This is a genomic window from Nocardia sp. NPDC049935, assembly GCF_055586645.1.
In genome coordinates, this window is the sequence record NZ_JBVJHV010000001.1 from 680,893 (window position 1) to 706,194 (window position 25,302).

Consider the following 25,302-nt stretch of genomic DNA (forward strand, 5'->3'; position numbering starts at 1 on the left):
CGATGTCCTCCCTGACCCGGTCGCCCCTGACCCGCCTCTGCCTGCCACTCCTCGCCGCCGCCCTGCTGGGCGCCGGCTGCGCCGCGGCGGACGAGAAGTCCGGCGAGCAGCCGGTAGCCGCGGAGAATTCACAGACCGCGGAATCATTGCGTATCGACGTGCGGATCGCCGGGGGCACCGTGACCCCGGTCGACGAGCGGCTCGAGGCCCGGGTCGGTCAGCCCATCGAAGTGCTGGTCACCAGCGATACCGCCGACGAACTGCATGTGCACGCCCATCCCGACCACACCTTCGCCGTCACCCCGGGTGACGATCAGCGGTTCCGGTTCACCGTCGACATTCCGGGCCGGGTGGATATCGAACTGCATCACGCCGAGCGCACGGTGGCGACCGTGCTCGTTCGCGAATGACACTGCTCGCCCAGGGGCGAACAACACTGCTCGCCCACGGGCTCGGCGGCGCGAGTGATCTGCCGATCCCGCTGACCTACGCATTGATCGGTGCGGCATGGGCGCTGGCCTTCTCCTTCGCCGTGATCGCGTTCGCCTGGCGGGAACCGCGACTGGATCCGGATTCGGCGGGAATCGCGCTGCCGCCGGCGGTCCGCGCGACGGCCGATTCCCCGGTGGTCCGGGCCGCGCTCGCGGTCGCGGGCGTCACCGGGTTCGGATTCGTCCTGGCCGTCGGCGTGTTCGGGCCCGCCGATCCGGCCCGCAATCCGGTACCGGGCGTCGTCTACGTGTTCCTCTGGGTGGGCGTCATGGTCGCCTCCCTGATCGCCGTGCCGGTGTGGAAAGTGCTGTCGCCGGCGCGGGCCCTGCACCGGCTGCTGTGCCGGATCCAGGGCCGGTCGCCCGTGGCCGGCCGCCGGCCCTATCCGCGGTCCTGGGGCCGGTGGCCCGCCGCGCTCGGATTGTTCAGCTTCGTCTGGCTGGAACTGGCCTCCCCCGAACCGGGTTCGGTGCTCGCGGTGACGGTCTGGCTGCTCGGTTACCTGACCGTCACCCTCACCGGCCTGCTCGTCTACGGCACCGCCTGGGCCGAGCACGCCGACCCGCTGGAGGTGTACAGCAGTCTGCTGGGCCGGCTCAGCCCGCTGGGCCGCGACGCGGCCGGGGCGCTCGTCCTGCGCTCGCCGCTGGCGAATCTCGCGGGGACCCCGGTGGGACGCGGCTCGGTGGCGGTCGCCGCGACGCTGCTGGGTTCCACCGCGTTCGACAGCTTCTCGATGTTCCCGTGGTGGCGCGATCTCCTCGCCGCGGCCGGAAGCGCCGCGGGCCGCACCCTGGTGAGTACAGCCGGTTTGCTGGTCTTCGTCGCGGTCGTCGGGGTGAGCTTCCATCTCGCGGCCGCGGCCACGGGCGGCCTGCCGCGGGCCGAACGGACACTGTTGCCCACCCGGCTGGCGTATACGCTGACACCCATCGTCGCCGGATACGTCGTCGCCCACTACCTCACCTTCCTGGTGGAGAAGGGGCAGGCGACCGTGATCCTGTTCGCGGACCCGTTCGGGGCCGGCTGGAATCTGTTCGGGCTCGGCGGCCGGGACGTCGCCTACGTCCTGTCCACGCATCCCGGGCTGCTGGGCACCGTGAAGGTCCTGGCGGTGGTTCTCGGCCATATTCTCGCGGTCGCGGCCGCCCACGACCGGTGCCTGCGGCTGCTGCCGCCCGCGCACCGTCTGACCGGGCAGCTCGCGCTCATGCTGCTGATGGTGGGGTTCACCTTCACCGGCCTGTACCTGCTGTTCGACGCCTGACCCGGGCCGGATCAGCCCGAGCCGCCGACCGCGACCCGGTCGTCGGGCACCAGGTGGGTGATCGACAGGTCCCGGCGGGCGATCCCGGGGCCGTGCGCGTGAATCGGGCGCAGCGCCTCCACGACGTTCACGCAGGTCAGATGATCGGCGGGATGCAGTCCCTCGGTGAACCGGAACCGGACGTTCGCGGTGCCGCGCGCGGTCCCGGTGGTCGTCACGAGCTGATAGCGCAGCGGTGCGCGGTCCGCGCCCGGCGCCGACCAGATGGACCGGTAGCTCAGGGTGGGCCCGAGATCTCTTTCCACGATGACCTTTTCGACGGCACCGTCGGCGTCGGTGACCACCTCCACTTCCGACCGGTGCGTGGTCGTGGCACCGGCCGCCCCTGCGAAGACCGCGTCGTCGAGGACACGCAGCCCGGCGGCGTAGTACCCGTCCACGACCGCCGCCGCGGCAGTGGCGGTAGCGGTCTCGGTGGTCCCGATCCCGATATCGCGCACCGTATCCCACGGATAGACGCCCGAGGTGCCGAAATCGAGTTCCTCCACCAGTTCGACACGGCGGATATCGCGGGTCACCTCCGCCAGGGAGCGCAACATCCGGGCCGGAATGGTCGACTGGAACGCCCCCGTGGCGTGAAACGTCGATTCGCCGGCGTGGCAGGCGTCCACGAGTTCGGCGGGGGCCACATGGTCGTCCAGCGGAGCGGTGGAGACGACATCGAATCCGTCGCGCAGTAGTTGCGGGAGAACGATATCCGGCGCGGCTCCGGTGATCTCGGCGAAAGCCGGTACGTAGACCACACATTCGGTTCCCGAGGGCGGGGCCTGCGACGCCGGAGTGCAGGCGGTCACCTCGAGACCGGGTCGCGCGCCGATCCGTTCGGCGATCCGTTCGGCGAGGAGGCCGCCCCCCAGCACCGCGACGGCGAGAGCGGGTGAACTCATTCGGACTCCAGACGATAGTGAGGACTCAGATCCGGCATCACCACGCCGGGCGGTGCCGCGCACAACTCCGGAATCACGCTCAGCATGGCGGCGACCGAGATATCCGTCACGGCCGACCAGTCGTTGTCGTCGGTGGTGTCGTCCAATTCGTTACGCATCTCGATACCCCCGGGACTTCCGTCGATGGTTATCACATGCCCACCGGAGGCACTGCGTGGATGGTCCGGCCCCAGATGGGCATTGCCGCTGCCGACATGCCAGCACTCCTCGTTGGTCATGAACAGCCGGTCACCGAGGTAGCCACGGTAGGTCATATGGATCGCGCCGACCGTGCCGGGTTCCACCACCGTGCCGCCGGCGGTGACCCGCACCCGGGCCGGGACCGGATAGACCTGTCGTTCGACCCGCACGTCGTCCGGAGCGGCGCCGAAGAGCGTATGCGCCACATTGCCCAGGACGGCGTCGAAATAGAAATGCTGCATCAGGGCGATGGCGTGGTCGGAATCCACCGCACCCAGCGGCATACCGAAGCCCAGGCTCGACAGCCCGCCCCACATCCCGTCGGGTGCGGGGGACAGATCACCGACTTCGAGGAACCGGACCTCGCGGACCTCGTCGAGCAGCCCCGCCAGCCGCAGCAGGAGCTGTTCCACCATGAGGCCCGGATGCAGGCCGGTGCCGTGCAGCGAGACACCCCCGGCCAGACAGGCCGCCTGCAGCCGGCTGCCGAGCTGCCGGCGCGGGAGTACCCGGTCGACCACCGGCCCGGCCAGCAGCTGCAGTCCGGGTCGCAGTGGTCTCAGCAGCGGGGAATCGACGATCCGCATCCCCGCCCGGAGCGCGGCCAGCCCCCGCCGCAGGCCGCCGCCGAAGGCGTCCCCGGTGACCTTCATCCGCGAGACCGTGCGCAGCACGTCCAGAGGCGGGCGCGCGGCCGACAGCCAGGTGTTCGCCGCCGGATTGTGGTAGGAGGCCGCCGATACGACGTTCTTTCCCGATTCGAGGAGTGCGACGACGTCGGCGTCGACGCCCTGTACGAGGGCCGGGGTGGTGGGTGTGTGGATCACGCAGTCGGCGTCGAGGGCGAGTATCTGCGCGGTGGAGGTCGTGGCGGTCACGCCCACCGGCGCCAGTCCGGCCAGTTCGCCGATATCCCGGCCGTGCTTGTGCGGGCTGAAGACCTTCACACCGACGACCTCGAACCGTGGTGATTCCAGGGCCGTACGCAGGGCTCGCCCGCCCATGTCGCCGGGGCCCCAGACGATGAGCCGATATGGACGTGACACACCCGTCTCCTTGCCGTTCGCGCACTTTCTAACACACCGGCGCGGACAATGATCGGGAACAGCCGGGTCTTGTCCGACACATGAGGATTGTCATGAAACCCACCCCATCCGAGCCGGCGGAAATCGCGGTGCGCGCACTCCGGGTCATGTCCGAGGGATCCCTCGCCGATTTCGAGACGGTGGTCCATCCCGACGCGCGCAACCGCGAAGCGCAGGCCGAACCGCCCGCCTGCCGGGCGCCCGGACCGGCCGGATTCCACGCCACCGCGGTCTGGCTCCGGGCGACCTACGCCGATCTGCGCTGGGAGGTCCACGAGGTGGTCGCGTCCGGCGACCTCGTCGCCGCCCACACCACCATGTCCGGACGCCAGGTCGCCACCTTCGTCGTCTACGACGCGGCCGGCCGCCCGGCGCAGGCCTTCCCGTCCACGGGCCGGTCGTTCGCCGTCACGCAGACCCATTGGTTCCGTATCGCCGACGGCACCGTCATCGAGCACTGGGCCAACCGTGACGACCTCGGCAACGCCCAGCAACTGGGCTGGGTACCGCCGACCCCGCCGTACCTGTTCCGGATGTGGCGGGCGCTGCGCGCCGCCCGCCGCGCCGCGCCGGACACCCCGCGCTGACGGGCTACCCCGGAACGCGGCTCACAGCGGACCCCAGGTGGTGGCGGTGCCGTCCCGGAACGCGGCGAACGAGGCGCCGAGTTCACCGGTCGCGCTGCACATCACCTGGGTCCGGTTCTCGATATCGAGGGCGTGGCGCAGACTCGGGGCGTCCACCGTCTGCCACATCGTCTCCTTGGTCATCCACACCGCGAGCGGGGAATGCGCGGCGATCTCCTCGCCTTTGGCCACGGCCCGCTCGACCAGGGTGTCGCCGCCGGTCACCTCGAGGACCAGCCCGATCCGCTCGGCCTCCGCGGCATCGAAGACCCGGCCGGTGAGCAGCAGCTCGGCCGACCGTGACGCGCCGACCAGCCGGGGCAGGTGGTAGCTGGTGCCCATATCGCAGGCCGAGATCCCGTGCCGGATGAACACCGCGCCGAAGGTCGCCTCCGCCGCCGCGAACCGGATATCGCAGGCCAGGGCCAACGCGAACCCGCCGCCGACCGCCGCGCCGTTCACCGCGGCGATCACCGGCTGACGTAACCGGTGGATCTTCTCGAAGGCCGAGGCCATCAGCTCCTGGGAGGCGTAGATCCGGGCCACCGGTGAGCGCACCGAATCCAGCAGCGCGGCGGTGGGGGTGGCGCCGGTGGCGGTGAAGTCCTCCGGGTCGGCCCTGAGGTCGGCGCCGGCACAGAATCCCGCGCCCGCGCCGGTGACCACCACCGCGCGGATCTCGGGGTTGCCGTTGATCTCGTCGAGGGCCGTATGCAATTCGGCGACGGTCTGGTTGTCGAGAGCGTTGCGCCGGTGCGGGCGGTCGATCGTCAGCACGGTGACACCCGAGGGCAGGTGTTCCACGGTCAATTCCGACACTGTCGTCTCCTTTCCGGGGTGGTGATCTCAGCGGGCGACGGTGCCGCCGTCGATCAGGAACGTCTGCCCGGTGATGAAACTGCCCGCGTCCGAACAGAGCAGCAGCGCGGCGCCCACCATCTCGTCGGGTTCGGCGATCCGGCCCAGCAGCGCGGCTCCGGCCATGGCCTCGATGAACTCCGGTGGGTTCTTCCGGACCATATCGGTGTTCACCGCGCCGGGAGCCATGGCGTTCACCCGGATCCCGTCGGCGGCGAATTCGGCGGCCATGGACCGGGTGAACGACAGCAACGCCGCTTTACCCGCCGCGTACATCGACAGCGCGGGTGCGAACTGCATGGCCGCGACCGAACCGAAGTTGAGTACCGCCGCGTGTGCGCTCGCCCGCAGATAGGGCAGCGCGGCCTGGACCAGGAACAGCGGGCCCTCCACGTTGACCCCGAACGATTTGCGCACCGCCTCGGGGTCCATAGCGCCCAGCGGCTGTGCCAGCGCGTTGGCGGCATTGTTGACCAGGATGTCGATCCCGCCGAAGGTATCGGCCGCGGTCTGCACCAGCGCCGAGAGCGCCGCCACATCGCCGAGATGAGTGGGGACGCCGATCGCCTCGGCGCCGAGGTCCCGCAACCGGGCCGCGGCCGACTCGCAGGCCTCGGGTTTGCGGCTGGCCACCACCACGTTCGCGCCGGCGCATGCGAACCCCTCGGCGATCGCGAGCCCGATCCCGCGGGTGCCCCCGGTGATCACCGCCGTCCGTCCGCTCAGGTCGAACAACGTCTGGAAGGTTTCGGTGTTCACTGGCCAACCTCTCGATCCGCGGGCCGCGTCGCCCGCATCCGGAAACCACGCGGCCCGCGCCACGGGGCCGCAGCCAAGTTGTACCAATCCGGGCGGCGCCGGGGTCCACCGGCGGAGTGCGACCGGCCGGTGCGGCCGCGGCGGGGCCCGCTGCCACAGCGGTTCGACACGCGTGTGTTTGACATGCCGAATCCCGGGAATGCCGGACGCACACTGTTTCTCGACACATGGGAATTGCCATGATCATCGTTCTAGGGCTTGTCCTCGCCGTCGCGGCACTCGCCGCCGGAGTGGCCGGAGTCGCGGCCAACACCAGCGATACCAACAAGCTGACCAGTGATTTCTCGGTATTCGACTACCAGTTCTCCGGAACCACCGGTGAACTGTTCCTGATCGGCATCGTGATCGGTGTGATCGGCGGCCTGGGTGCGGGCATGGTGGCGGCCGGCGCCATCCGGTCCACCCGCACCGGGCTGGCGACCCGCCGGGAACTGCGGCAGTCCCGTCGTGAGACCGCCGCGGCACACAAGGATCTCGCCAAGACGCGGGATTCGTCGAAGAAATCCCCGGCCACCACGGCCACCACACCGACCTGGTCGGTGAACCGTTTCCTGCCCAAACCGGGCAAGCGCGGGGCCGCGGCCGAATAGCCTCGCTCGCGCTCTCCACCACACCGCTTCAGCACAGAAAGACCTGATCATGATCGTTCTCGGACTCGTTCTGCTCATCGTCGGCTACCTGCTCAATATCGGGCTGCTCACCACCGTCGGCATCATCCTGCTGCTCGTCGGCGCGGTGCTCGCGATCGCCGGCTCCGTCGGCCGCCCGGTCGGTAGCCGCCGACACTATTACTGACCCCGGTCCCGGCGCCGGCGGACGACTTCCGAGTCGTCCGCCGGCGCCGTCGGTTCGGCGGTCCGGACGGTGATCCGGTAGGACAGCACCGCCATCGCGAACAGGCCGGCCGCGACCGAGATCAGGGCGCCGAAACCCTCGGTCGCGAAATCGGCGAAGGCGTTGAGAACGGTGAAGATCAGGGCCGCGGTACGCAAGGTCTGCAGCGGCCACAGCGGCCCGTCCCCGCGATAGCGGATCATGGACGGCGTCGCGATCAGGAAGGTCAGGCAGGCGCTGACGAAAAGGATCAGCTCGGCGATCCCCATTCGCTGGATATCCAGAGTCGTATCGGAGGTCTTCAGCGCGAGTCCGCCGGTAGCGAGCGCGATGATCCCGGTGACCACTCCCGCCGCGGAGGCCAGCACCAGCGACCAGCCGATCACCGGCACCCACCGCGGACTGCGCAGGAATCCGGGAACGAGCCGGGGCAGGAACTGCTGCATCGAATACAGCCGGTCGGCCCGGTGGCCGGCCGCGTCCAGGAGCAACCGGATACCCCGCACGGCCGTCGGATCGGCGCCGCCCTCTTCGGCCCGGACGAGCATCGCGTGCGCCGCGGCCCGCCGATGCGCGGGCAGCCCGCCCGACATCCCGGTCGCCGCGACCGCGGCCGCGTTGGCGAGATACTCGTCCACCGTGGGCGCCCGCAGCACCCGGACCAGCCGGTTGGCGACCAGGATCAGCAGCACCAGGACATACATGATCTCGGCCGAGGGGCCGTAGAAGTAGTCGTTGTCCGCGGTGACGAATTTGCCGACCTCGTCGAGGAACAGCCCGAACCCGATACCGCCGATCACCACGGCCACCGCCCGGGCGGTGGTACCGAGCAGCAACCAGCCGAGCAGCAACGCCACCATCATGGCCGCTCCGCCGTACAGGGCGTGCGCGATATGCAGTGAGCCCCGCCCGACCTGGGGGTAGCCGGTGGCGGCCAGATAGGCCCGGGTCACCAGGATGGTCGTGATCGCGATGACCAGGAAGGTTTCCGCGGCCGAACTGCCGTAGGCGTTGCGTATGACGCGAGTGGGCCGCCGGGTGCCGCGGATCCCGGGCATCGCGCTCACGCCGCTCCTCCCACCACCTCGTTGCCGACGCGCCCACCGGGCCCGGAAGGCGACGATAACCCCGGGGCCGGGTGAATCTCCGGCAACGCGCGGCGGGCGGGCCGGATCACGCGACCGGCGCCCGCGGTCGTGTTGGGGACCCGCGTTCCGCCCGGATCCGTACAGTGCGTTGGGGTGAGCACCACGGAGCTGCCCCGGCTCGGCACGGCCACCGGCCGCTGGATCGTGCTGGCCACCGTCCTGGGATCGTCGGTGGCGTCGCTGGACGCGACCGTCGTCAATATCGCGCTGCCCCGGATCGGCGAAGTGCTGGACACCGATGTGGCGGGGTTGCAGTGGACGCTCAACGGCTACACCCTCACGCTCGCGTCGTTCATCCTGCTCGGCGGTTCGTTCGGCGACCGGTTCGGCCGGCGCCGGGTATTCCTCACCGGTGCGGTGGGGTTCGCGGCGACCTCCCTGCTGTGCGGGGCGGCGATGAATATCGAGATGCTGGTGGTCGCGCGGGTGCTGCAGGGGGTGGCGGGCGCGATGCTCACACCGGGCAGCCTGGCCCTGATCTCCTCCTCGATCGATCACCGCGATCAGGGCGCGGCCATCGGGCTGTGGTCGGGGTTCGGCGGGGTGTCGGGCGCGCTGGGCCCGTTTCTCGGGGGCTGGCTGATCGAGGTGGCGGGCTGGCGTTCGATCTTCTTCATCAATGTGCCGCTGGTGCTGGTCGTGGTGCTGGTGTCGCTGCGGCATGTGCCGGAGAGCCGTGATCCGAATGCCGCCACCCGGCTCGATCTGCCGGGTGCGCTGGTCGTCGCGATCGCGCTCGGCGCGCTCACGCTGGGACTGATCGAGGGCACCGCGCTGCTCGTGGTCGCCGGACTGCTGCTGCTCGCCGCGTTCGTGGTGATCGAACTGCGTAGCGATCATCCGCTGGTGTCGCCCTCGTTGTTCGCCTCGCGGGTGTTCACCGCGGCCAATCTGGTCACTCTCGCGGTCTACGCCGCGCTGGGCGGAGCGTTCTTCCTGCTGGTCCTGCAACTCCAGGTGGTGGCGGGCTATTCGCCGTTGCAGGCCGGCGTCGCCACCGTGCCGTTGACCCTGCTGATGCTGCTGCTCTCCGCGCCGTCGGGCCGGTGGGCGCAGCGGCACGGGCCCCGGCTGCCGATGACCGGCGGGCCGCTTCTCGCCGCGAGTGGGCTGGTGCTGCTGCTGCGTATCGGACCGGACGCGTCCTACGTGGCCGATGTGCTGCCGGGTGTCCTGGTCTTCGGGCTCGGGCTGTCGGTACTGGTGGCCCCGCTCACCGGCGCGGTACTCGGTGCGGTGCCCGCGAGTGAGGCGGGGATCGCCTCCGGGGTGAACAACGCCGTCGCCCGGACCGCGCAACTGCTCGCGGTGGCCGCGTTACCGGGGCTGGCCGGTATCTCCGGGGCTCTGGACGATCCGGCCGCCCTGGACGCCGGGTTCACGGTCGCGATGTGGATCTGTGCGGGGTTGCTGGTCACCGGTTCACTGCTGTCCGCCGTTCTGCTGCGGCCGCCGCGCCGCGCGCCCGATCTGGGGCATATCGACTGTCTGCCGCAGTGCGGGGTCGGGGGGCCTGCGGTTTCGCCCGTTCCCGATACCGCCGGCGGCTCCCGCTGAGGGTGCCGGGTGGCACGGATCGGCTGCTCCCGGCCGGACGCTTCGGGGAACTCCGGATCGGGGCCGGAGATCTGCGCGGTCACTGACACGCTGGCGAGGGTTTCCCTCTTATAGCCGATCGGTATCGGGAGTAGCATCACAGTCGTTCGTCGACGAGTCGAGATGAGATGCACGAACTCGCCCTGACACAGAGTGTCGTCGACGCCGTATGCGAGCACGCGGCCGGTCGGCGGGTACATCGTGTGACGGTCGAGGTGGGCGTTCTGACCGCGGTGGTGCCGGACGCGATGCGCTTCTGTTTCGAACTGGCCGCCGAGGGGACGCTCGCGGAAGGCGCGAGTCTGGACCTGCGGTCCGTCCCGGGCGCGGCGCACTGCCGCACCTGCGGTGCGGACTTCAGCATGACCGATCTGATCCTGCTCTGCCGGTGTGGAAGTGCCGATGTGGAGATCAGGGCGGGCCGGGAACTCCGAATCCGATCGATGGAAGTGAGCCGGGAATGTGCGCAACCTGCGGATGCGGGAAGGACACGGCGGGCGTGACCGTCATCGGGCGCGACGGCCCGGCACGCCACGACCATCCGCACGATCACGATCACCCGCATGATCACGACCACTCGCACGAGCACGGTGATCACGGACATCCGCCGCTGACCGAGACGGTATCGCTGGAGCAGCGGGTGCTGGCCAAGAACGATCATCTCGCACAGCACAACCGCGAGTGGCTGCACGATCGCGGAATTCTGGCGCTGAACATGACCAGTTCGCCGGGTGCGGGTAAGACCACGCTCCTCGAGCGGACCATCCGCGAACTGCCCGACACCCCGATCGCGGTGATCGAGGGCGATCAGGAGACCCTGCTGGACGCGGAGCGGATCGCCGCGACGGGCGCTCGATCCGTGCAGGTCAATACCGGTGCCGGCTGTCACCTCGACGCGGAGATGACGCGCCGCGCGCTGGATGCGCTGGATCCGCGGCCCGGCACCGTGCTGTTCGTCGAGAATGTCGGCAACCTCGTCTGCCCGGCACTGTTCGATCTGGGGGAGCGCCGCAAGGTCGTGATGATCTCGGTGACCGAGGGGACCGACAAACCGCTGAAATACCCGCATATGTTCGCGGCCGCCGGCCTGGTGCTGGTGAACAAGACGGATCTGCTGCCGTATGTGGATTTCGATCTCGCCGCCTTCACCGAGTACGCCCGCGCGGTGAATCCGGGGGTGGAGATCCTGTCGATATCGGTCACCGCGGGTGCGGGGCTCGACCGCTGGTACGAGTGGCTCGGCGCGCAGCGCCGGGCTGTCGCGGCCGGTCTTGAGGGTGCGATCGGCCCCGTCTAGACTGTTGTGATCGACGTCACAAATCCGTGAGATACGAGCCGGAACGGTCAGCCTCCGCTTCGACTCCGGAAGGTGGCAGCGCATGCCAACCCAGGAAGCGGTCCGAGCTGAAGAAACGTTGATCCACGTGCTGTGGATCAACGCCGGACTCAGTTGCGATGGCGATTCGGTGGCGTTGACCGCCGCCACCCAGCCCAGTGTCGAGGAAATCGCCCTCGGCGCGTTACCAGGTCTACCGAAAGTGGCCGTGCACTGGCCGCTCATCGACTTCGAATGCGGCCCCACCGGGGGAGCCGACGATTTCCTCGAATGGTTCTTCCGCGCCGACCGCGGTGAACTCGAACCCTTCGTCCTCGTGGTCGAGGGCTCCATTCCCAACGAACGATTGCACGAGGAGGGCTACTGGTGCGGGTTCGGCAACGATCCCGCGACCGACCAGCCCATGACCACCAGCGCCTGGCTGGACCGCCTCGCCCCGAAGGCCACCGCTGTCGTCGCGGTCGGCACCTGCGCGACCTACGGCGGTATCCACGCGATGGCCGGTAATCCCACCGGCGCGATGGGGGTGCCCGACTATCTCGGCTGGGGGTGGAAGAGCAAAGCCGATATCCCGATCGTGTGTGTCCCCGGTTGCCCCATCCACCCGGACAACCTGTCGGAAACGCTCACCTACCTCCTCTACATGGCCACCGGCCAGGCTCCCATGATCCCGCTCGACGAGGCATTACGACCCACCTGGCTGTTCGGCGCGACCGTGCACGAGGGCTGCGACCGCGCGGGATACTACGAGGAGGGCGATTTCGCCACCGAATACGGGTCGCCGAAATGCATTGTGAAACTCGGTTGCTGGGGTCCGGTGGTCAAATGCAATGTGCCCAAACGCGGCTGGATCAACGGCGTGGGCGGCTGCCCGAATGTGGGCGGTATCTGCATCGGCTGCACGATGCCCGGCTTCCCGGACAAATTCATGCCGTTCATGGATGAACCGCCCGGCGGCAAATTGTCGTCCACCGCCTCGGGACTCTACGGATCGGTGGTCCGCAGCCTCCGGCACATCACCGGCCGCACCGTGGACAAGGAGCCGCGCTGGCGGCGCCGCGGCGACAAGCTCGAAACGGGCGCGACCCGTACCTGGTAGGAGGAGCTCCGATGACTCAGATCATCCCCGAGCCGTCGCACCGGACGATCGAACCCGACAGCCTCGTCGAGATGGCATGGGATCCGATCACTCGTATCGTCGGCAGCCTCGGTATCTACACCAAGATCGACTTCGCGAACCAGGAGGTGGTCGAGTGTCACAGCACCTCCTCCATCTTCCGCGGCTACTCCGTGTTCATGCGCGGTAAGGATCCGCGCGACGCCCACTTCATCACCAGCCGGATCTGCGGTATCTGCGGTGACAACCACGCGACGTGTTCCTGCTACTGCCAGAACATGGCCTACGGCGTGCAGCCGCCGCATCTGGGTGAATGGATCATCAATCTCGGCGAGGCCGCCGAGTACATGTTCGACCACAACATCTTCCAGGAGAACCTGGTCGGTGTGGACTTCTGCGAGAAGATGGTCGCCGAGACCAATCCCGGCGTCCTGGCCCTGGCCGAGCGCACCGAAGCTCCCCATACCGAGGCCCACGGTTATAAGACCGTCGCCGACATCATGCGCGCCCTCAATCCGTTCACCGGCGAGTTCTACCGGGAGGCACTGCAGGTCAGCCGATACACCCGCGAGATGTTCTGCCTGATGGAGGGCCGGCATGTGCATCCCTCGACGCTGTACCCGGGCGGTCCGGGGACGGTGGCGACGGTACAACTGATGACCGACTACATGACGCGACTGATGCGCTACGTCGAGTTCATGAAGAAGGTCGTCCCGATGCACGACGATCTGTTCGACTTCTTCTACGAGGCGATACCGGGGTACGAGAAGGTCGGCCTGCGCCGCACCCTGCTCGGCTGCTGGGGGTCCTTCCAGGATCCAGAATTCTGCAACTTCTCCTATGCGGATATGGAGGAATGGGGCCGCAGGATGTTCGTCACCCCGGGCGTGGTGGTGGACGGTGAACTGGTCACCACCTCCCTGGTCGACATCAACCTCGGCCTGCGCATCCTGCTCGGGAGTTCGTACTACGAGGACTGGACCGACCAGGAGATGTTCGTGACAACCGACCCGCTGGGCAACCCGGTGGACCGGCGGCACCCCTGGAACCAGCACACCAACCCGAAACCGCAGAAACGCGACCTCGAGGACAAGTACAGCTGGGTGATGTCACCGCGCTGGTTCGACGGCACCGACCATCTCGCGCTGGATACCGGCGGCGGTCCGCTGGCGCGGCTGTGGGCCACGGCGCTGGCGGGTCTGGTCGATATCGGCTATGTGAAATCGACCGGTCGCGGTGTGGAGATCAACCTGCCCAAAACCGCGCTGGCCGGGCCGGTGACGCTGGAGTGGACGATCCCCGCGCACGGCAGCAACACCATCGAACGCGACCGGGCCCGCACCTACTTCCAGGCCTACGCGGCGGCCTGCGCCCTGCATTTCGCCGAGCAGGCCCTCGCGCAGATCCGGGCCGGCAACACCAAGACCTGGCAGGAGTTCGAGGTACCCGACGAGGGGATCGGCTGCGGATTCACCGAGGCGGTGCGCGGTGTGCTGTCGCACCATATGGTCATCCGCGACGGCAAGATCGCGAACTATCACCCCTATCCGCCGACCCCGTGGAACGCCAGTCCGCGCGACGGGTACGGCACGCCGGGCCCGTACGAGGACGCGGTCCAGGGGCAGCCGATCTTCGAGGAGAACGACCGCGAGCATTTCAAGGGCATCGACATCATGCGCACGGTGCGCAGTTTCGACCCCTGTCTGCCGTGCGGTGTGCACATGTATCTCGGCAAGGGGCAGACCCTGCAGAAACTGCACTCACCGACCCAGGCGCTCACCCCGGAGTGAGAGACGGACCGGAACAGCGACGGGAGGCCGGCTGTGGACGTTTCGCCGGTAGACGACCACCCGGCGCCTGCCGAGCAGCACCGGCGGGCGGCGGGTGACCGGATAGAGACACTGCTCGAGGCCACCTCGGCGGGCGGCGCCGCGGCTCGTGAACGCGCCGAACAGCTGGTTCGCGAGGTGGTCGACCTGTACGGCGCCGGGCTGGCGCGGATGGTGGATCTGGTCGATGCCGACACACTGGCACGGCTGGCCCGCGACGATCTGGTCGGCAGCCTGCTGGTGGTGCACGGCCTGCACCCCGACGAGGTGGAAACCCGGGTGCGGACGGCACTGGACAGTGTGCGGCCCTATCTCGGATCGCACGGCGGCGATGTCGACCTGGTGAGTGTCGATGACGGGGTGGTCCGCCTGGAACTGACCGGCAGCTGCCGGGGTTGCCCGTCCTCGTCGGTGACCCTGGAGCTGGCCGTCCAGGACGCGGTCCGCGCCGCGGCGCCGGAGATCGAGGCGATCGAAGTGGTCGCCGAGACCGCGCCGCAGGCAGAACCGATACCCGCCGATTCGCTGTTCTCCCGGGTGCGCGCCGGTGCGGAGACCGGTACCTGGGTGCCCGTGCCCGCACTGGCCGACCTGGCTCCGGGCGAGGTGGGCGGTTTCGATGTCGCCGGTCTCGGAGTGCTGGCGTGCCGGGTGGGTTCGGATGTCTTCGCCTACCGGGATATCTGCCCCGTCTGCGTGCGGTCGCTGGCGGGCGCCGTCCTGCATCGCCGGCCGGGCGGCTCGGCCGGTGATGCCGTCCTGCGCTGCCCGACCTGCCGCGCCCATTTCGACGTCATCCGGGCCGGTGCCCGCATCGACGGTGAGGGGCATCTCGAACCGCTCCCGGTCCTCGTGCGGGCGGGTGAGCTGTCGGTGGCCGTACCGGTAGGGGTGCACGGGTGAACACCTCGTTCGGCGTGCTGCGCCGGATCGCCACCGGACCTCCGCCCGCCGCGCGGCCCGGTGAACGGTGCGAGATGTGTGCCGAGCCGATCGGGGGTGAGCACCAGCACGTGGTGAATATCGAAGGCAGGCAGCTGATGTGCGTCTGCCGCCCCTGCTACCTGCTGTTCTCCGATCAGGACGCGGTCCTGCGCTACCGGGCCGTGCCCGACCGCTACCGGGCCTTCCCCGATTTCACGATCTCCCAGGGGGAATGGGACGCGTTGGAGATACCGGTGGGCCTGGCGTTCTTCTTCCGGAACTCCGCGCTGGGCCGGACGGTGGCGTTCTATCCGGGACCGGCGGGTGCGACCGAATCGGAACTACCGCTGGCGCACTGGCAGGCGATTCTGGACCGGCATCCGGAGCTGGACACCCTGGCGGCCGATGTCGAAGCGCTGCTGATCCGGGTGCCGGAGCACGGCACCGCGGCCGCGAGCTGCCTGTTGCTCCCGATCGACGCCTGTTACGAATTCGTCGGCCGGATGCGGCTGCTGTGGCGCGGGTTCGACGGCGGGCCGGAGGTGCGCCGCTACCTGGACGAATTCTTCGAGACGGTGTCGGCGCGGGCGGGAGGTGCGCAGTGAGCCCGGTCCATTCGACGACCTTCGCGGTGCTGGAGATCAAGCCGGAGCCGTACGCGGTGGCCCCCATCCTGACCGCGCGGATAGGTATCGCCGCCCTCGCCGAGGAGCCCATCCACGCGGTCGCTCTGCGTGCCCAGGTGCGGATCCAGCCCTCGCGCCGCCGCTACTCCGACGAGGAGAGCGCGGGACTGACCGATCTGTTCGGGGCCCGTGACCGCTGGCCGGATACCCAGCGCTCGTTCGTCTGGATGCATTGCGCCACCATGGTTCCCGGGTTCTCCGGGGGTGCCGAGGTGGAGATGCCGATGCCGTGCACCTACGACTTCGAGGTGACCGGTTCGAAGTATCTGCACGCGCTACGGGAGGGCACCGTACCCCTGTTGTTCCTGTTCAGCGGCACGGTCTTCATCAAGGGCACTACCGGGTTCGCGATCCAGCAGATCCCCTGGGATCGGGAGGACACCTTCGATATGCCGGTCTCGGTCTGGTCGGACCTGATGGCCGCGCACTTCCCGAACACCGGCTGGCTGCGCCTGCACCGCGACACCCTGGACGCGCTGGCCGCCTTCAAATCCGGGCACGGTCTGCTCGGACTCGACGACGCCGTGACCCTGCTGCTCGCCCGCGCCGGGAATTCGCCGTGACCACCACCCCGCTCGCCCGGGCCCGCGCCGTCGCCGACGCGGTCCTCTACGAGGGCTATCTGCTGTACCCCTACCGGGCGGACGCCCGGAAGAACCTGTCGCGGTGGCAGTTCGGCGTGCTGGGTCCGGAAGGTGCGGCGGAATCCGGGTACGGCGAGGAGCCGGCCATGTCGGCGGAGTTCGTGGTCGATCCCGGCGCGTCCCCCATGCTGACCTGGACCCTGCGATTCCTCCAGCTGCAGCGCCGCCAGGTGCGCGACGGTGCGGGCCGGCCGCGTGCCGAACTGTCTCTCGGCGGATCCTCCTGGCTGACCTGGGACGAGGCCGTCACCCAGGAGATCGTCACCGGTCCGGTGGCGCCGGGCCGCCTCGTCCGGGCCGTGGCGGTGCCCGGTGGTTCCGAGACCGAGGACCTCACCGGCGATACCGGGCAGGTGGCCGGCGCCCTGGTCCGAACCCGGCAGCCGCTCGCGGCCGAACTCGACCTCGCCGTCGTTCGCGACGGCCGGTTGCTGCGGATCACGGCCGGGGTCCGCAATACCGCCGCCCCCGCCACCGGCGCCCGGGACGCGATCGCCACATCGCTCATCGGCGCCCACCTGCTCGTGGAAATCACCGGGGGACAGTTCGTTTCCGCGCTGGACCCGCCGCCGCGGGCCGCGCCCGCCGTCGAACGCTGCCGACGGCACCGGTGCTTTCCGGTGCTGGCCGGACCTCCCGGCGATCACAGCCTGCTGCTGATCTCGCCGATCATCCTGTACGACCACCCCGAGATCGCGGAGCAGAGCGCGGGCGATCTGTTCGATGCCACCGAGATCGACGAAATCCTGACCCTGCGCGTTCTGACCATGACCGAGGAGGAGAAGGCCCGCGCCCGCGCCACCGATACCCGAGCCGCCGATATCATCGACCGCTGCGACGCCGTGACACCCGAGGAGATGCGGCGACTGCACGGCGTGCTGCGGGACCCGGATGCCGGCCGGACGCGCCCCGTCCCCGACGTTCCGGAGGGCCTCGACTGGTGGGACCCGGCGGCCGACGGCGCGGTGCGGCCGGACAGTGACGCCGTACCGGTGGCGGGAGTGCCGGTGCGCAACGGGAGCCGGGTCCGGTTGCACCCGTCGCGCCGGGCCGACGCACAGGATCTGTTCACCGACGGGCGGTCGGCCCGGGTCGTCTCGGTTCACTCCGATGTCGAGGGGCAGACCTACGTCGGCGTCGTCCTGGACGACGACCCCGCGGCGGACCTGCACGAATGGTTCGGCCGCTATCTGTACTTCGCACCCGACGAACTCGAACCCCTCGAGGGAAAGGAAGGTCTGCCATGGCAACCGTCGGAATGATCGCGACCGGGGCCGCCGCGCTGGTGGCGGCGATCGGCGTGTACATCGGGATCCGGTCCGTCCCGGATATGCGCCGGTATCTCCGGATCCGCCATATGTGAGATGACCGGTCGGGTACTGGTCGCCGGGATCGGCAATATCTTCCTCGGCGACGACGGATTCGGTTCCGAAACCGTGCGCGGACTGCGTTTCGACGCGGATCCGCGGGTACGGGTGGTCGACTACGGTATCCGCGGTATGCATCTGGCCTACGACCTGCTCGACGGCTGGGATGCGCTGGTGCTGGTCGACGCGATCCCCGGCCGCGGCGCGCCGGGACAGGTCGAGGTGTCGCGCGCCGACCCGGGTGACGACGGGCCCGCCGGACTGGACGCGCACGCCATGGATCCGGCCGCCGTGTTCGCGAGTGTCCGGGCGCTGGGCGGCGCCCTGCCGCCGACGGTGGTCGTCGGATGCCAGGTCGAGTCGGTGGGGGAGCGGATCGGACTGTCCGCACCGGTGGCGGCGGCGGTCGCGCCGGCGGCGCGCGCCGTAGAACGCGTGGTGGCGGATCTGCTGCGGACGAAGCAGGAGGTGTGACGATGTGCCTCGGTATTCCCGGCCGGGTCGTCGAGATACCCGACGGCTACCACGGCCAGATCGCGCTGGTGGATGTCGCCGGGCAGCAGCGCCGGGTCAATATCGGCCTGCTCGAGGACGACCCGGCGCGACCCGGCGACTGGGTGATCATCCATATGGGGTTCGTGGTCGAGAAAACCGATGCGGCCGGCGCGGACGCGGCGCTCGCCGGTCTGCGCGTCCTGGGCCGGGGCGACGGGCCGTGACCGGGGGCCGGGCGCGGCGGCGCCTCGTGGTACGCGGTGTGGTGCAGGGCGTGGGCTTCCGGCCCTTCGTCTACACCACCGCGGCCGAACTGGCATTGAGCGGGAGGGTGTCCAACGACAGCAGCGGAGTATTCGTCGAAACCGAGGGCGCGCCGGCCGATCTCGACGAATTCGAACGGCGGCTGCGCTGCTCGCCGCCGCCGCTGGCGGTGATCGAATCGGTGGAGCGCACCGAGATCCCGGTCCGGGGCGGGACCGGGTTCGAGATCGCCGGCACCACGCGCGGGGGCGGGCGCACGCTCGCCTCACCCGATATCGCCGTCTGCGCCGACTGCGCCGCGGAGTTACGCGACCCCGGCGACCGGCGCTATCGCCACCCGTTCGTGAACTGCACCAACTGCGGACCCCGGTTCACCATCATCGCCGCCCTTCCCTACGACCGGGCCAACACCTCGATGGCCGATTTCCCGATGTGCGACCGCTGCGCACGCGAATACCACGACCCCGCCGACCGTCGTTTCCACGCCCAGCCCATCGCCTGCCCCGACTGCGGTCCCCGCCTGTTCTACACCGGGCCGGGCACCGGCGATCCGCTCGCCGCGGCCCGCGCCCTGCTGCGATCGGGCGGAATCCTGGCGGTGAAGGGGGTCGGCGGCTACCACCTGGCCTGCGATGCGTCCGATTCCGCCGCGGTGACCGAACTGCGGCGCCGCAAGCGCCGGGGCGGCAAACCATTCGCCGTGATGGTGCCGGACCTGCCCCGCGCGCGGGAGATCGCCGTCGTCGACGCCGCGGCGGCCGGACTGCTCACCGGACCGCAGCGTCCGATCGTGCTGCTGCCCCGATCGGGCGGGCGGACGGCCGCGGCCGTCGCGCCGAACAACCCCGATCTCGGTGTGCTGCTGGCCTATACCCCGCTGCATACCCTGCTGTTCGGCCTCCCCGATGATCCGCCCGGCCCGGACGTGCTGGTGATGACCTCGGGTAATCGCAGCAGCGAACCGATCTGCTTCGACGACGCGGACGCCCGCGAGCGTCTCGCCGGCCTGGCCGACGGGTGGCTGTGGCATGACCGTCGCATCCTGGTGCCCTGCGACGATTCGGTGGTCCGGCTGGTCGACGGTATCGAATCCCCGGTCCGGCGCTCGCGCGGCTACGCGCCGCTGCCGCTCGCGCTCCCGGCGCCGGCCCCGCCGACCCTGGCCGTCGGCGCCGATCTGAAGAACGTCTGCGCCGTCGCCGAGGGCCGCTACGCGTGGCTGAGCCAGCACGTCGGCGATATGGATGATCTGGCGACGTTGCGCGCTTTCGGGGCGACCGAACAGCACCTCGAGGAGCTGACCGGGGTGCGGCCCACCCAGCTCGTCGCGGATGGGCACCCCGGCTACCGCTCTACGGAGTGGGCCCGCCGGCACGCGGGCGATCGCCCGGTCCGTACGGTTCAGCATCATCACGCGCATATCGCCGCCGTCATGGGCGAGCACGGGCTCGGGGCCGGCGATACGGTGCTGGGTATCGCCTTCGACGGCACCGGGTTCGGGCCCGACGGCGCGATCTGGGGTGGCGAGATCCTCGCCGCCGGCTACAAGGGGTACCGGCGCCTGGCCCATCTGAAGTATGTGCCGCTCGCCGGTGGGGACACCTCGGTGCACCGTCCGTACCGGATGGCGCTCGCGCACCTGTGGGCCGCGGGCCTCGACTGGTCGCCGGATATCGCCTCGGTGGCGGCCTGTCCGGAAGACGAGCGCGCGGTTCTCGCGCACCAGCTCACCAGCGGACTGGGCTGTGTCCCGACCTCCAGCGCCGGGCGGCTGTTCGACGCGGTGGCCTCGCTGGCCGGGGTACGCCATATCGTGGACTACGAGGCGCAGGCCGCCATCGAACTCGAGGCGCTCGCCCGCCGCGGCGACCCCGGCGCCGCCGTATACCGCTTCGCGACCGGCGCCGATGCCGATCCGGCCCCGATCGATCCCGCCCCGGTGATCGCTGCGGTCGTCGCCGACGCGGCGGCGGGGGTACCGGCGGCGACGATCGGCGCCCGCTTCCACGCCGCCCTCGCACGGCTGGTCCTCGAGACCGCGGTGGCCTTCGCGGCGCCGGACCGGGTCGTCGCGCTGTCGGGCGGGGTCTTCCAGAACGCGCTGCTGCTGTCCATCACCCGGCGACTGCTGCGCGACCACGGATTCACAGTGCTCACCCATCGCAGACTGCCGCCCAACGACGGCGGCCTCGCGTTCGGACAGGTGCTCGCGGCGGCCGCGGGCTGAGCGGAGAGGAGGAACACTATGTGCCTGGCAGTTCCCGGAAAGGTGCTCAGCCTCGAGGAGCGTGACGGCACCCTGATGTCGGTCGTCGATTTCGGCGGCGTGCACAAGGACGTCTGCCTGCAATACATCCCGGACGCGGCGATCGGCGATTACGTCGTCGTACACGTCGGTTTCGCGATCCAGCGGCTGGACGAGAAATCCGCGCTCGAAACCCTGGCGGAGTTCGAACACCTCGGTGTTCTGAAGGAGGAGTTCGCGGACGGTTTCGCCCTCGCGGCCGCCCAGGCGGGCGAGGAGAACCCGGAGACGCGGCAGCGTGACCGTGAAACCGCGACGCGGCAGCGTGACCGTGAAACCGCGACGCGGCAGGACGACCACGAGGAGCAATTATGAAATACCTCGACGAATTCAGTGATCCGGAGCTGGCCCGGCGTCTTCTCGACCGAATCCGGGCCACTACCGACCGCCGCTGGGCCATCATGGAAGTGTGTGGCGGGCAGACGCATTCGATCATCCGGCACGGGATAGATCAGCTGTTGCCGGACCGGATCGAAATGATCCACGGCCCGGGGTGCCCGGTGTGCGTGACACCGCTCGAAGTGATCGACAAGGCGCTCGAGATCGCCGCGCGGCCGGGAGTCGTCTTCTGCTCGTTCGGCGATATGCTCCGCGTCCCGGGTAGCGAGAAGGATCTGTTCCACGTCAAGAGCGAGGGCGGTGATGTCCGGGTGGTCTACTCGCCTTTGGACGCGCTGGAATTGGCCAAGGCCAACCCGGACCGGCAGGTCGTCTTCTTCGGTATCGGTTTCGAGACCACCGCCCCGGCCAACGCGATGACCGTCTATCAGGCGCGGCGACTCGGGATCGAGAATTTCTCGCTGCTGGTATCGCATGTGCTGGTGCCCCCGGCGATCGCCGCCATCATGGAATCGCCGCAGTGCCGCGTACAGGCGTTCCTGCTGGCCGGGCACGTGTGCACCGTGATGGGCACCCAGGAGTATCCGCCGTTGGCGCAACGGTACGAGGTGCCGATGGTGGTGACGGGCTTCGAGCCGCTGGACATCCTGGAAGGTATCCGCCGCACGGTGGCGCAACTGGAATCGGGCCGCCACGAAATGGAGAACGCCTATCCGCGCGCGGTCTCGGACGCCGGGAACCCGGCGGCCAAGGCCATGCTGGCCGATGTCTTCGAGGTCACCGACCGGGCCTGGCGCGGTATCGGCGTGATCCCCGGCAGCGGCTGGCGCCTGTCGCCGCGCTACCGCGACTACGACGCCGAATACCGTTTCTCCGTGGGCGAGATGCGCACCTCGGAATCGGCGATCTGCCGATCGGGTGAGGTCCTGCAGGGTCTGATCAAACCGAACGAATGCGCCGCCTTCGGCACCCAGTGCACACCGCGCAATCCGCTGGGCGCCACCATGGTGTCCTCGGAGGGCGCGTGCGCCGCCTACTACCTCTACCGGCGCCTGGACCAGCCCGCGGAGGTGGCCCATGCGTGAGGACACGGGGACCACCGGGCCGGCGACGATCGACGTGGACGGGTGGGTCTGCCCCATGCCGCTACGTGATTCGCCGAATATCGTGATGGGCCACGGCGGTGGCGGCGCGATGTCGGGGGAACTGATCGAGCATCTGTTCCTGCCGGCGTTCGGTCCCGCGGCCGACGCGGGGATGGGCGATTCCGCCGTGCTCATGGTCGGAGCCTCCCGGCTGGCCTTCTCCACCGACTCCTTCGTCGTGAAACCACTCGTCTTCCCCGGTGGTTCGATCGGTGAGCTCGCCGTGAACGGGACCGTCAACGACCTGGCCATGGCCGGTGCCCGCCCGCTGGTACTGTCCACCGCCTTCATCCTCGAGGAGGGCACCGCGCTGTCCGAGATCGCCGGTGTCGCCGCCGCGGTCGGCACCGCGGCCTCGGCCGCCGGGGTGCGCCTGGTGACCGGCGACACCAAGGTCGTCGACGCGGGGCACGGGGACGGGATCTTCGTCAACACCGCCGGTATCGGTCTCCTCGGCGAGGAGGTCGATATCCGGCCCGAGCGCGCCCGCCCCGATGATGTGGTGATCGTCAGCGGTGATATCGGCGTGCACGGTATCGCGGTGATGAGCTGCCGCGAGGGCCTGGAATTCGGGACCACGGTACTCAGCGATACCGCGCCGCTGCACGGGCTGGTGGCCGCCATGCTGGACACCGGGGCCGATGTGCACACCCTGCGCGATCCGACCCGGGGCGGAGTGGCCGCCACCTTGAACGAGATCGCCCGCGCCGCCGGGATCGGGGTCACTCTCGAGGAGACCGCGCTCCCGGTGCCCGCCGGGGTGCGTGATGCCTGCGGACTGCTCGGCCTCGACCCGATGTACGTCGCCAACGAGGGCAAACTGATCGCCTTCGTACCTCCGGACGACGCGGATCGGGTCCTGGCGGCGATGCGCGCCCATCCACTCGGCGCGCGGGCGGCGGTGATCGGCCGCTGCGTCGAGGAACATGCGGGAATGGTGGTGGCGCGGACCGCCCTCGGCGGTACCCGGGTGGTCGATCTGCCCGCCGGGGAGCAGTTGCCGCGAATCTGTTGACGCGGCGTGATCCAGGACCGCCGCCCGGAAGGAAATGAGGTGCCCGCAGTGGGGGTATCGGCGGCGGCCGTCAGGGCCGGATGGTCGGATCTCGATCCGGCGCAACGACGCAGCATCGTGGGAATGGGCCTGGCGATCGCCGCGCTACATCTCGTCGGGTTCGGCACACTGCTGTTCCTCGTGGTACCCGGCGGCTACCTGGTGGACGGCGCGGTTTTCGGTCTCGGCCTCGGCATCACCGCCTACACACTCGGGGTGCGGCACGCCTTCGACGCCGACCACATCGCCGCCATCGACAACACGACGCGCAAGCTCGTCGCCGAGAACCAGAAACCCATATCGGTCGGATTCTGGTTCTCGCTGGGCCATTCCACCATCGTCTTCGTTCTCGTCGCGCTGCTGGCGGCCGGAGTGAAAGCGCTCGCGGCCAACCTCGAGGACGAGAATTCGCGGCTGCAGCAGTGGACCGGCGTTTTCGGCACCAGTGTTTCCGGTACCTTCCTGATCCTGATCGGTCTGCTGAACCTCGTATCCCTGATCGGGATCTGGCGGGTGTTCCGCGGGATGCGGCAGGGCCGGTACGACGAGGCCGAACTCGAACGCCGCCTCGACGACCGGGGCGCCCTGAACCGGGTGTTCGGGCCGCTGATGCGTGCCGTCCGCACGCCGTGGCAGATGTACCCGGTCGGCCTGCTGTTCGGGCTCGGCTTCGATACCGTCACCGAGGTCGGATTGCTGGTCATCGCGGGCGGCGCGGCCGCCACCGATCTGCCCTGGTACGCGATTCTCGTCCTGCCCGTGCTGTTCTCGGCGGGAATGTCGCTGTTCGACGCGATGGACGGCACCTTCATGAACTACGCCTACGGCTGGGCGTTCGCCCGCCCGGTGCGCAAGATCTACTACAACATCGTGGTCACCGGGCTGTCGGTCGCGGTGGCGCTGCTGATCGGCGCCCAGGAGATCATCTCGATCATGACCGAGAAACTGGATCTCACGACCGGCCCGCTGGCCTGGGTGGGCGCGCTCGACCTCGGTGCGATGGGTTTCATCATCGTCGGGTTGTTCGTGCTCACCTGGGTGGTCGCGATCGCGGTGTGGCGTCTCGGCGATGTCGAACGACGGTGGCAGCCCGATGTTCCGGTGGACCCGTGAACGCGCGGGGCGCGGGGACATGAACGCGCGGGGCGCGGGGACATGAACGCGCGGGGCGCGGAGGTCTTCGCGGCGTTCGCCTACGAGCCCAACCGGCTCGGATACTGCGGACCGCCCGGGGCGAGCGCGCTGCGGGAGGGCACGCCCGAACAGATACGCGACGTCGCACGCACTTTCACCGGAGTGTGGCCGTATCTGCGGGTGCTGTCGCGGATGACCGGGATCGCGGATCCGCTGGATTCGCGCCTCGTGGAGTCGTATTGGCTCGGCGGCGGTATCGGGGCACGGGTGGACCGGGTGGGGTTCGTGGCCGAACTGCTGGCGGCGATCGGCCCGGCCGCCGGGCACTACTGGAGTTACCTGTCGGAGGGCTCCCTGAGCGAGGAGGCCGCGCCGAACCACTGTTTCCACGTCTTCGGCATCTATCCGTGGACCCGGCTGCTCGGCCGGGGCGATCAGCCGCTGCGCGTGCTCGACAACTGCCGGATCAGCTGGGGCACGGTCCGGTCGCGTGCGGGCGGCGAGGTCCTGGTCGACACTCCGCGACTGGCATTCGACGGCCGGCGGCTGGTGCTCACCGCCCCGGAGACGCGGCGGATTCCGCTGTGGACCGAGGGTTTCTCGTCGATGCCCGACGCCGCGCCCGGACAGCGGGTGGCGCTGCACTGGGACCGGGTTTGCGGGCCGCTGACTCCGGTCCGGGCCTATATGCTGGCCGTGACCACCGAACGGCAGTTGCGCGTCACGAACCGCAGGCTCGCCGGCTGAGACG

General features: G+C 69.4%; 28 protein-coding genes. 23 read left to right on the forward strand and 5 right to left on the reverse strand.

What is annotated here, in order from left to right:
- Positions 1-2 precede the first annotated feature (2 nt).
- Together ACZ6SF_RS03190 and ACZ6SF_RS03195 are read left to right on the forward strand one after the other, a co-directional pair.
- On the forward strand, positions 3-410 hold the full coding sequence (locus ACZ6SF_RS03190) for a hypothetical protein (RefSeq protein WP_466060302.1): 408 nt from the start codon (positions 3-5) through the stop codon (positions 408-410).
- Positions 407-1,759, forward strand: coding sequence for a hypothetical protein (locus ACZ6SF_RS03195; protein ID WP_466060304.1), 1,353 nt, complete (start codon positions 407-409; stop codon positions 1,757-1,759). The genes ACZ6SF_RS03190 and ACZ6SF_RS03195 overlap by 4 nt, the downstream gene beginning before the upstream one ends.
- Before the next feature lie 11 nt (positions 1,760-1,770).
- Here ACZ6SF_RS03195 and ACZ6SF_RS03200 read toward each other — a convergent pair whose 3' ends face one another.
- Both ACZ6SF_RS03200 and ACZ6SF_RS03205 read right to left on the reverse strand, forming a co-directional pair.
- Positions 1,771-2,706 (reverse strand): hypothetical protein, encoded by a 936-nt coding sequence (locus tag ACZ6SF_RS03200; RefSeq protein ID WP_466060306.1) that lies wholly within the window; start codon positions 2,704-2,706, stop codon positions 1,771-1,773.
- Positions 2,703-3,992: a hypothetical protein gene (locus ACZ6SF_RS03205; RefSeq protein WP_466060308.1), complete on the reverse strand. Its 1,290-nt coding sequence runs from the start codon at positions 3,990-3,992 to the stop codon at positions 2,703-2,705. The genes ACZ6SF_RS03200 and ACZ6SF_RS03205 overlap by 4 nt, the downstream gene beginning before the upstream one ends.
- A gap of 92 nt (positions 3,993-4,084) precedes the next feature.
- On the opposite strand from ACZ6SF_RS03205, the gene ACZ6SF_RS03210 reads away from it, so the two are divergent.
- Positions 4,085-4,618 (forward strand): ester cyclase, encoded by a 534-nt coding sequence (locus ACZ6SF_RS03210; RefSeq protein WP_466060314.1) that lies wholly within the window; start codon positions 4,085-4,087, stop codon positions 4,616-4,618.
- A 21-nt stretch (positions 4,619-4,639) separates the two neighbouring features.
- Here ACZ6SF_RS03210 and ACZ6SF_RS03215 read toward each other — a convergent pair whose 3' ends face one another.
- Positions 4,640-5,467 (reverse strand): enoyl-CoA hydratase/isomerase family protein, encoded by an 828-nt coding sequence (locus tag ACZ6SF_RS03215; protein ID WP_466061322.1) that lies wholly within the window; start codon positions 5,465-5,467, stop codon positions 4,640-4,642.
- Between the two features lie 36 nt (positions 5,468-5,503).
- Entirely contained in the window at positions 5,504-6,274 is a 771-nt protein-coding gene (locus tag ACZ6SF_RS03220; protein WP_466060316.1) for an SDR family NAD(P)-dependent oxidoreductase, read from the reverse strand.
- A 239-nt stretch (positions 6,275-6,513) separates the two neighbouring features.
- On the opposite strand from ACZ6SF_RS03220, the gene ACZ6SF_RS03225 reads away from it, so the two are divergent.
- Positions 6,514-6,924: a hypothetical protein gene (locus ACZ6SF_RS03225; protein WP_466060318.1), complete on the forward strand. Its 411-nt coding sequence runs from the start codon at positions 6,514-6,516 to the stop codon at positions 6,922-6,924.
- Between the two features lie 49 nt (positions 6,925-6,973).
- Complete coding sequence (locus ACZ6SF_RS03230; protein ID WP_466060320.1) at positions 6,974-7,129, forward strand: DUF6131 family protein; 156 nt, start codon at positions 6,974-6,976, stop codon at positions 7,127-7,129.
- Here the strand turns inward: ACZ6SF_RS03230 and ACZ6SF_RS03235 are convergent.
- The gene (locus ACZ6SF_RS03235) at positions 7,123-8,226 is read right to left on the reverse strand and encodes a hypothetical protein (protein ID WP_466061323.1); all 1,104 of its coding nucleotides are present in this window, start codon (positions 8,224-8,226) and stop codon (positions 7,123-7,125) included. The two genes, ACZ6SF_RS03230 and ACZ6SF_RS03235, sit on opposite strands and share 7 nt — an antisense overlap.
- A 183-nt stretch (positions 8,227-8,409) precedes the next feature.
- Here ACZ6SF_RS03235 and ACZ6SF_RS03240 point away from each other — a divergent pair, with 183 nt between their 5' ends.
- The 18 genes from ACZ6SF_RS03240 to ACZ6SF_RS03325 all read left to right on the forward strand — a co-directional run bounded on the left by ACZ6SF_RS03240 (position 8,410) and on the right by ACZ6SF_RS03325 (position 25,298).
- Positions 8,410-9,873: an MFS transporter gene (locus tag ACZ6SF_RS03240; protein ID WP_466060322.1), complete on the forward strand. Its 1,464-nt coding sequence runs from the start codon at positions 8,410-8,412 to the stop codon at positions 9,871-9,873.
- A gap of 167 nt (positions 9,874-10,040) precedes the next feature.
- On the forward strand, positions 10,041-10,415 hold the full coding sequence (gene hypA, locus ACZ6SF_RS03245) for a hydrogenase maturation nickel metallochaperone HypA (protein ID WP_466060324.1): 375 nt from the start codon (positions 10,041-10,043) through the stop codon (positions 10,413-10,415).
- Positions 10,373-11,209: a hydrogenase nickel incorporation protein HypB gene (gene hypB, locus ACZ6SF_RS03250; RefSeq protein WP_466060326.1), complete on the forward strand. Its 837-nt coding sequence runs from the start codon at positions 10,373-10,375 to the stop codon at positions 11,207-11,209. Before hypA ends, hypB begins: the two co-directional genes overlap by 43 nt.
- Before the next feature lie 82 nt (positions 11,210-11,291).
- Positions 11,292-12,347 (forward strand): NADH-quinone oxidoreductase subunit B family protein, encoded by a 1,056-nt coding sequence (locus ACZ6SF_RS03255; RefSeq protein ID WP_466060328.1) that lies wholly within the window; start codon positions 11,292-11,294, stop codon positions 12,345-12,347.
- Between the two features lie 11 nt (positions 12,348-12,358).
- Positions 12,359-14,155, forward strand: coding sequence for a nickel-dependent hydrogenase large subunit (locus ACZ6SF_RS03260; protein WP_466060330.1), 1,797 nt, complete (start codon positions 12,359-12,361; stop codon positions 14,153-14,155).
- Between the two features lie 33 nt (positions 14,156-14,188).
- Entirely contained in the window at positions 14,189-15,097 is a 909-nt protein-coding gene (locus tag ACZ6SF_RS03265; protein WP_466060332.1) for a NifU family protein, read from the forward strand.
- Entirely contained in the window at positions 15,094-15,723 is a 630-nt protein-coding gene (locus ACZ6SF_RS03270) for a DUF5947 family protein (protein WP_466060334.1), read from the forward strand. Before ACZ6SF_RS03265 ends, ACZ6SF_RS03270 begins: the two co-directional genes overlap by 4 nt.
- Entirely contained in the window at positions 15,720-16,367 is a 648-nt protein-coding gene (locus ACZ6SF_RS03275; RefSeq protein WP_466060336.1) for a DUF6084 family protein, read from the forward strand. The genes ACZ6SF_RS03270 and ACZ6SF_RS03275 overlap by 4 nt, the downstream gene beginning before the upstream one ends.
- Positions 16,364-17,710 (forward strand): hypothetical protein, encoded by a 1,347-nt coding sequence (locus tag ACZ6SF_RS03280; protein ID WP_466060338.1) that lies wholly within the window; start codon positions 16,364-16,366, stop codon positions 17,708-17,710. Before ACZ6SF_RS03275 ends, ACZ6SF_RS03280 begins: the two co-directional genes overlap by 4 nt.
- Positions 17,692-17,811, forward strand: a complete 120-nt coding sequence (locus ACZ6SF_RS03285; protein ID WP_466060340.1) for a DUF6893 family small protein — start codon at positions 17,692-17,694, stop codon at positions 17,809-17,811. The genes ACZ6SF_RS03280 and ACZ6SF_RS03285 overlap by 19 nt, the downstream gene beginning before the upstream one ends.
- A gap of 1 nt (position 17,812) precedes the next feature.
- On the forward strand, positions 17,813-18,289 hold the full coding sequence (locus tag ACZ6SF_RS03290; protein ID WP_466060342.1) for a hydrogenase maturation protease: 477 nt from the start codon (positions 17,813-17,815) through the stop codon (positions 18,287-18,289).
- A 2-nt stretch (positions 18,290-18,291) separates the two neighbouring features.
- Positions 18,292-18,534 carry a HypC/HybG/HupF family hydrogenase formation chaperone gene (locus ACZ6SF_RS03295; protein ID WP_466061324.1) on the forward strand — a complete coding sequence of 81 codons (243 nt, stop codon included), beginning with the start codon at positions 18,292-18,294 and terminating at the stop codon, positions 18,532-18,534.
- The gene (hypF, locus tag ACZ6SF_RS03300) at positions 18,531-20,801 is read left to right on the forward strand and encodes a carbamoyltransferase HypF (protein WP_466060344.1); all 2,271 of its coding nucleotides are present in this window, start codon (positions 18,531-18,533) and stop codon (positions 20,799-20,801) included. The genes ACZ6SF_RS03295 and hypF overlap by 4 nt, the downstream gene beginning before the upstream one ends.
- A gap of 18 nt (positions 20,802-20,819) precedes the next feature.
- Positions 20,820-21,194: a HypC/HybG/HupF family hydrogenase formation chaperone gene (locus ACZ6SF_RS03305; RefSeq protein ID WP_466060345.1), complete on the forward strand. Its 375-nt coding sequence runs from the start codon at positions 20,820-20,822 to the stop codon at positions 21,192-21,194.
- Positions 21,191-22,303 (forward strand): hydrogenase formation protein HypD, encoded by a 1,113-nt coding sequence (hypD, locus tag ACZ6SF_RS03310; protein ID WP_466060347.1) that lies wholly within the window; start codon positions 21,191-21,193, stop codon positions 22,301-22,303. The genes ACZ6SF_RS03305 and hypD overlap by 4 nt, the downstream gene beginning before the upstream one ends.
- Positions 22,296-23,378 (forward strand): hydrogenase expression/formation protein HypE, encoded by a 1,083-nt coding sequence (gene hypE, locus ACZ6SF_RS03315; RefSeq protein ID WP_466060349.1) that lies wholly within the window; start codon positions 22,296-22,298, stop codon positions 23,376-23,378. Before hypD ends, hypE begins: the two co-directional genes overlap by 8 nt.
- Before the next feature lie 48 nt (positions 23,379-23,426).
- Complete coding sequence (gene nicT / locus ACZ6SF_RS03320; protein ID WP_466061325.1) at positions 23,427-24,530, forward strand: Nickel transporter NicT; 1,104 nt, start codon at positions 23,427-23,429, stop codon at positions 24,528-24,530.
- A 42-nt stretch (positions 24,531-24,572) separates the two neighbouring features.
- Positions 24,573-25,298: a DUF6390 family protein gene (locus ACZ6SF_RS03325; protein ID WP_466060351.1), complete on the forward strand. Its 726-nt coding sequence runs from the start codon at positions 24,573-24,575 to the stop codon at positions 25,296-25,298.
- Positions 25,299-25,302: the final 4 nt, after the last annotated feature.

Coding starts and splice junctions, on each gene's coding strand:
- ACZ6SF_RS03255 (WP_466060328.1), top strand. CDS start 11,292: ATGCCAACCCAGGAAGCGGTCCGAGCTGAAGAAACGTTGATCCACGTG.
- hypB (WP_466060326.1), top strand. CDS start 10,373: ATGTGCGCAACCTGCGGATGCGGGAAGGACACGGCGGGCGTGACCGTC.
- ACZ6SF_RS03200 (WP_466060306.1), bottom strand. CDS start 2,706: ATGAGTTCACCCGCTCTCGCCGTCGCGGTGCTGGGGGGCGGCCTCCTC.
- ACZ6SF_RS03210 (WP_466060314.1), top strand. CDS start 4,085: ATGAAACCCACCCCATCCGAGCCGGCGGAAATCGCGGTGCGCGCACTC.
- ACZ6SF_RS03285 (WP_466060340.1), top strand. CDS start 17,692: ATGGCAACCGTCGGAATGATCGCGACCGGGGCCGCCGCGCTGGTGGCG.
- ACZ6SF_RS03290 (WP_466060342.1), top strand. CDS start 17,813: ATGACCGGTCGGGTACTGGTCGCCGGGATCGGCAATATCTTCCTCGGC.
- ACZ6SF_RS03190 (WP_466060302.1), top strand. CDS start 3: ATGTCCTCCCTGACCCGGTCGCCCCTGACCCGCCTCTGCCTGCCACTC.
- ACZ6SF_RS03230 (WP_466060320.1), top strand. CDS start 6,974: ATGATCGTTCTCGGACTCGTTCTGCTCATCGTCGGCTACCTGCTCAAT.
- ACZ6SF_RS03195 (WP_466060304.1), top strand. CDS start 407: ATGACACTGCTCGCCCAGGGGCGAACAACACTGCTCGCCCACGGGCTC.
- hypD (WP_466060347.1), top strand. CDS start 21,191: ATGAAATACCTCGACGAATTCAGTGATCCGGAGCTGGCCCGGCGTCTT.
- ACZ6SF_RS03325 (WP_466060351.1), top strand. CDS start 24,573: ATGAACGCGCGGGGCGCGGAGGTCTTCGCGGCGTTCGCCTACGAGCCC.
- ACZ6SF_RS03235 (WP_466061323.1), bottom strand. CDS start 8,226: ATGCCCGGGATCCGCGGCACCCGGCGGCCCACTCGCGTCATACGCAAC.
- ACZ6SF_RS03225 (WP_466060318.1), top strand. CDS start 6,514: ATGATCATCGTTCTAGGGCTTGTCCTCGCCGTCGCGGCACTCGCCGCC.
- ACZ6SF_RS03295 (WP_466061324.1), top strand. CDS start 18,292: ATGTGCCTCGGTATTCCCGGCCGGGTCGTCGAGATACCCGACGGCTAC.
- hypE (WP_466060349.1), top strand. CDS start 22,296: ATGCGTGAGGACACGGGGACCACCGGGCCGGCGACGATCGACGTGGAC.
- hypA (WP_466060324.1), top strand. CDS start 10,041: ATGCACGAACTCGCCCTGACACAGAGTGTCGTCGACGCCGTATGCGAG.
- ACZ6SF_RS03305 (WP_466060345.1), top strand. CDS start 20,820: ATGTGCCTGGCAGTTCCCGGAAAGGTGCTCAGCCTCGAGGAGCGTGAC.
- ACZ6SF_RS03260 (WP_466060330.1), top strand. CDS start 12,359: ATGACTCAGATCATCCCCGAGCCGTCGCACCGGACGATCGAACCCGAC.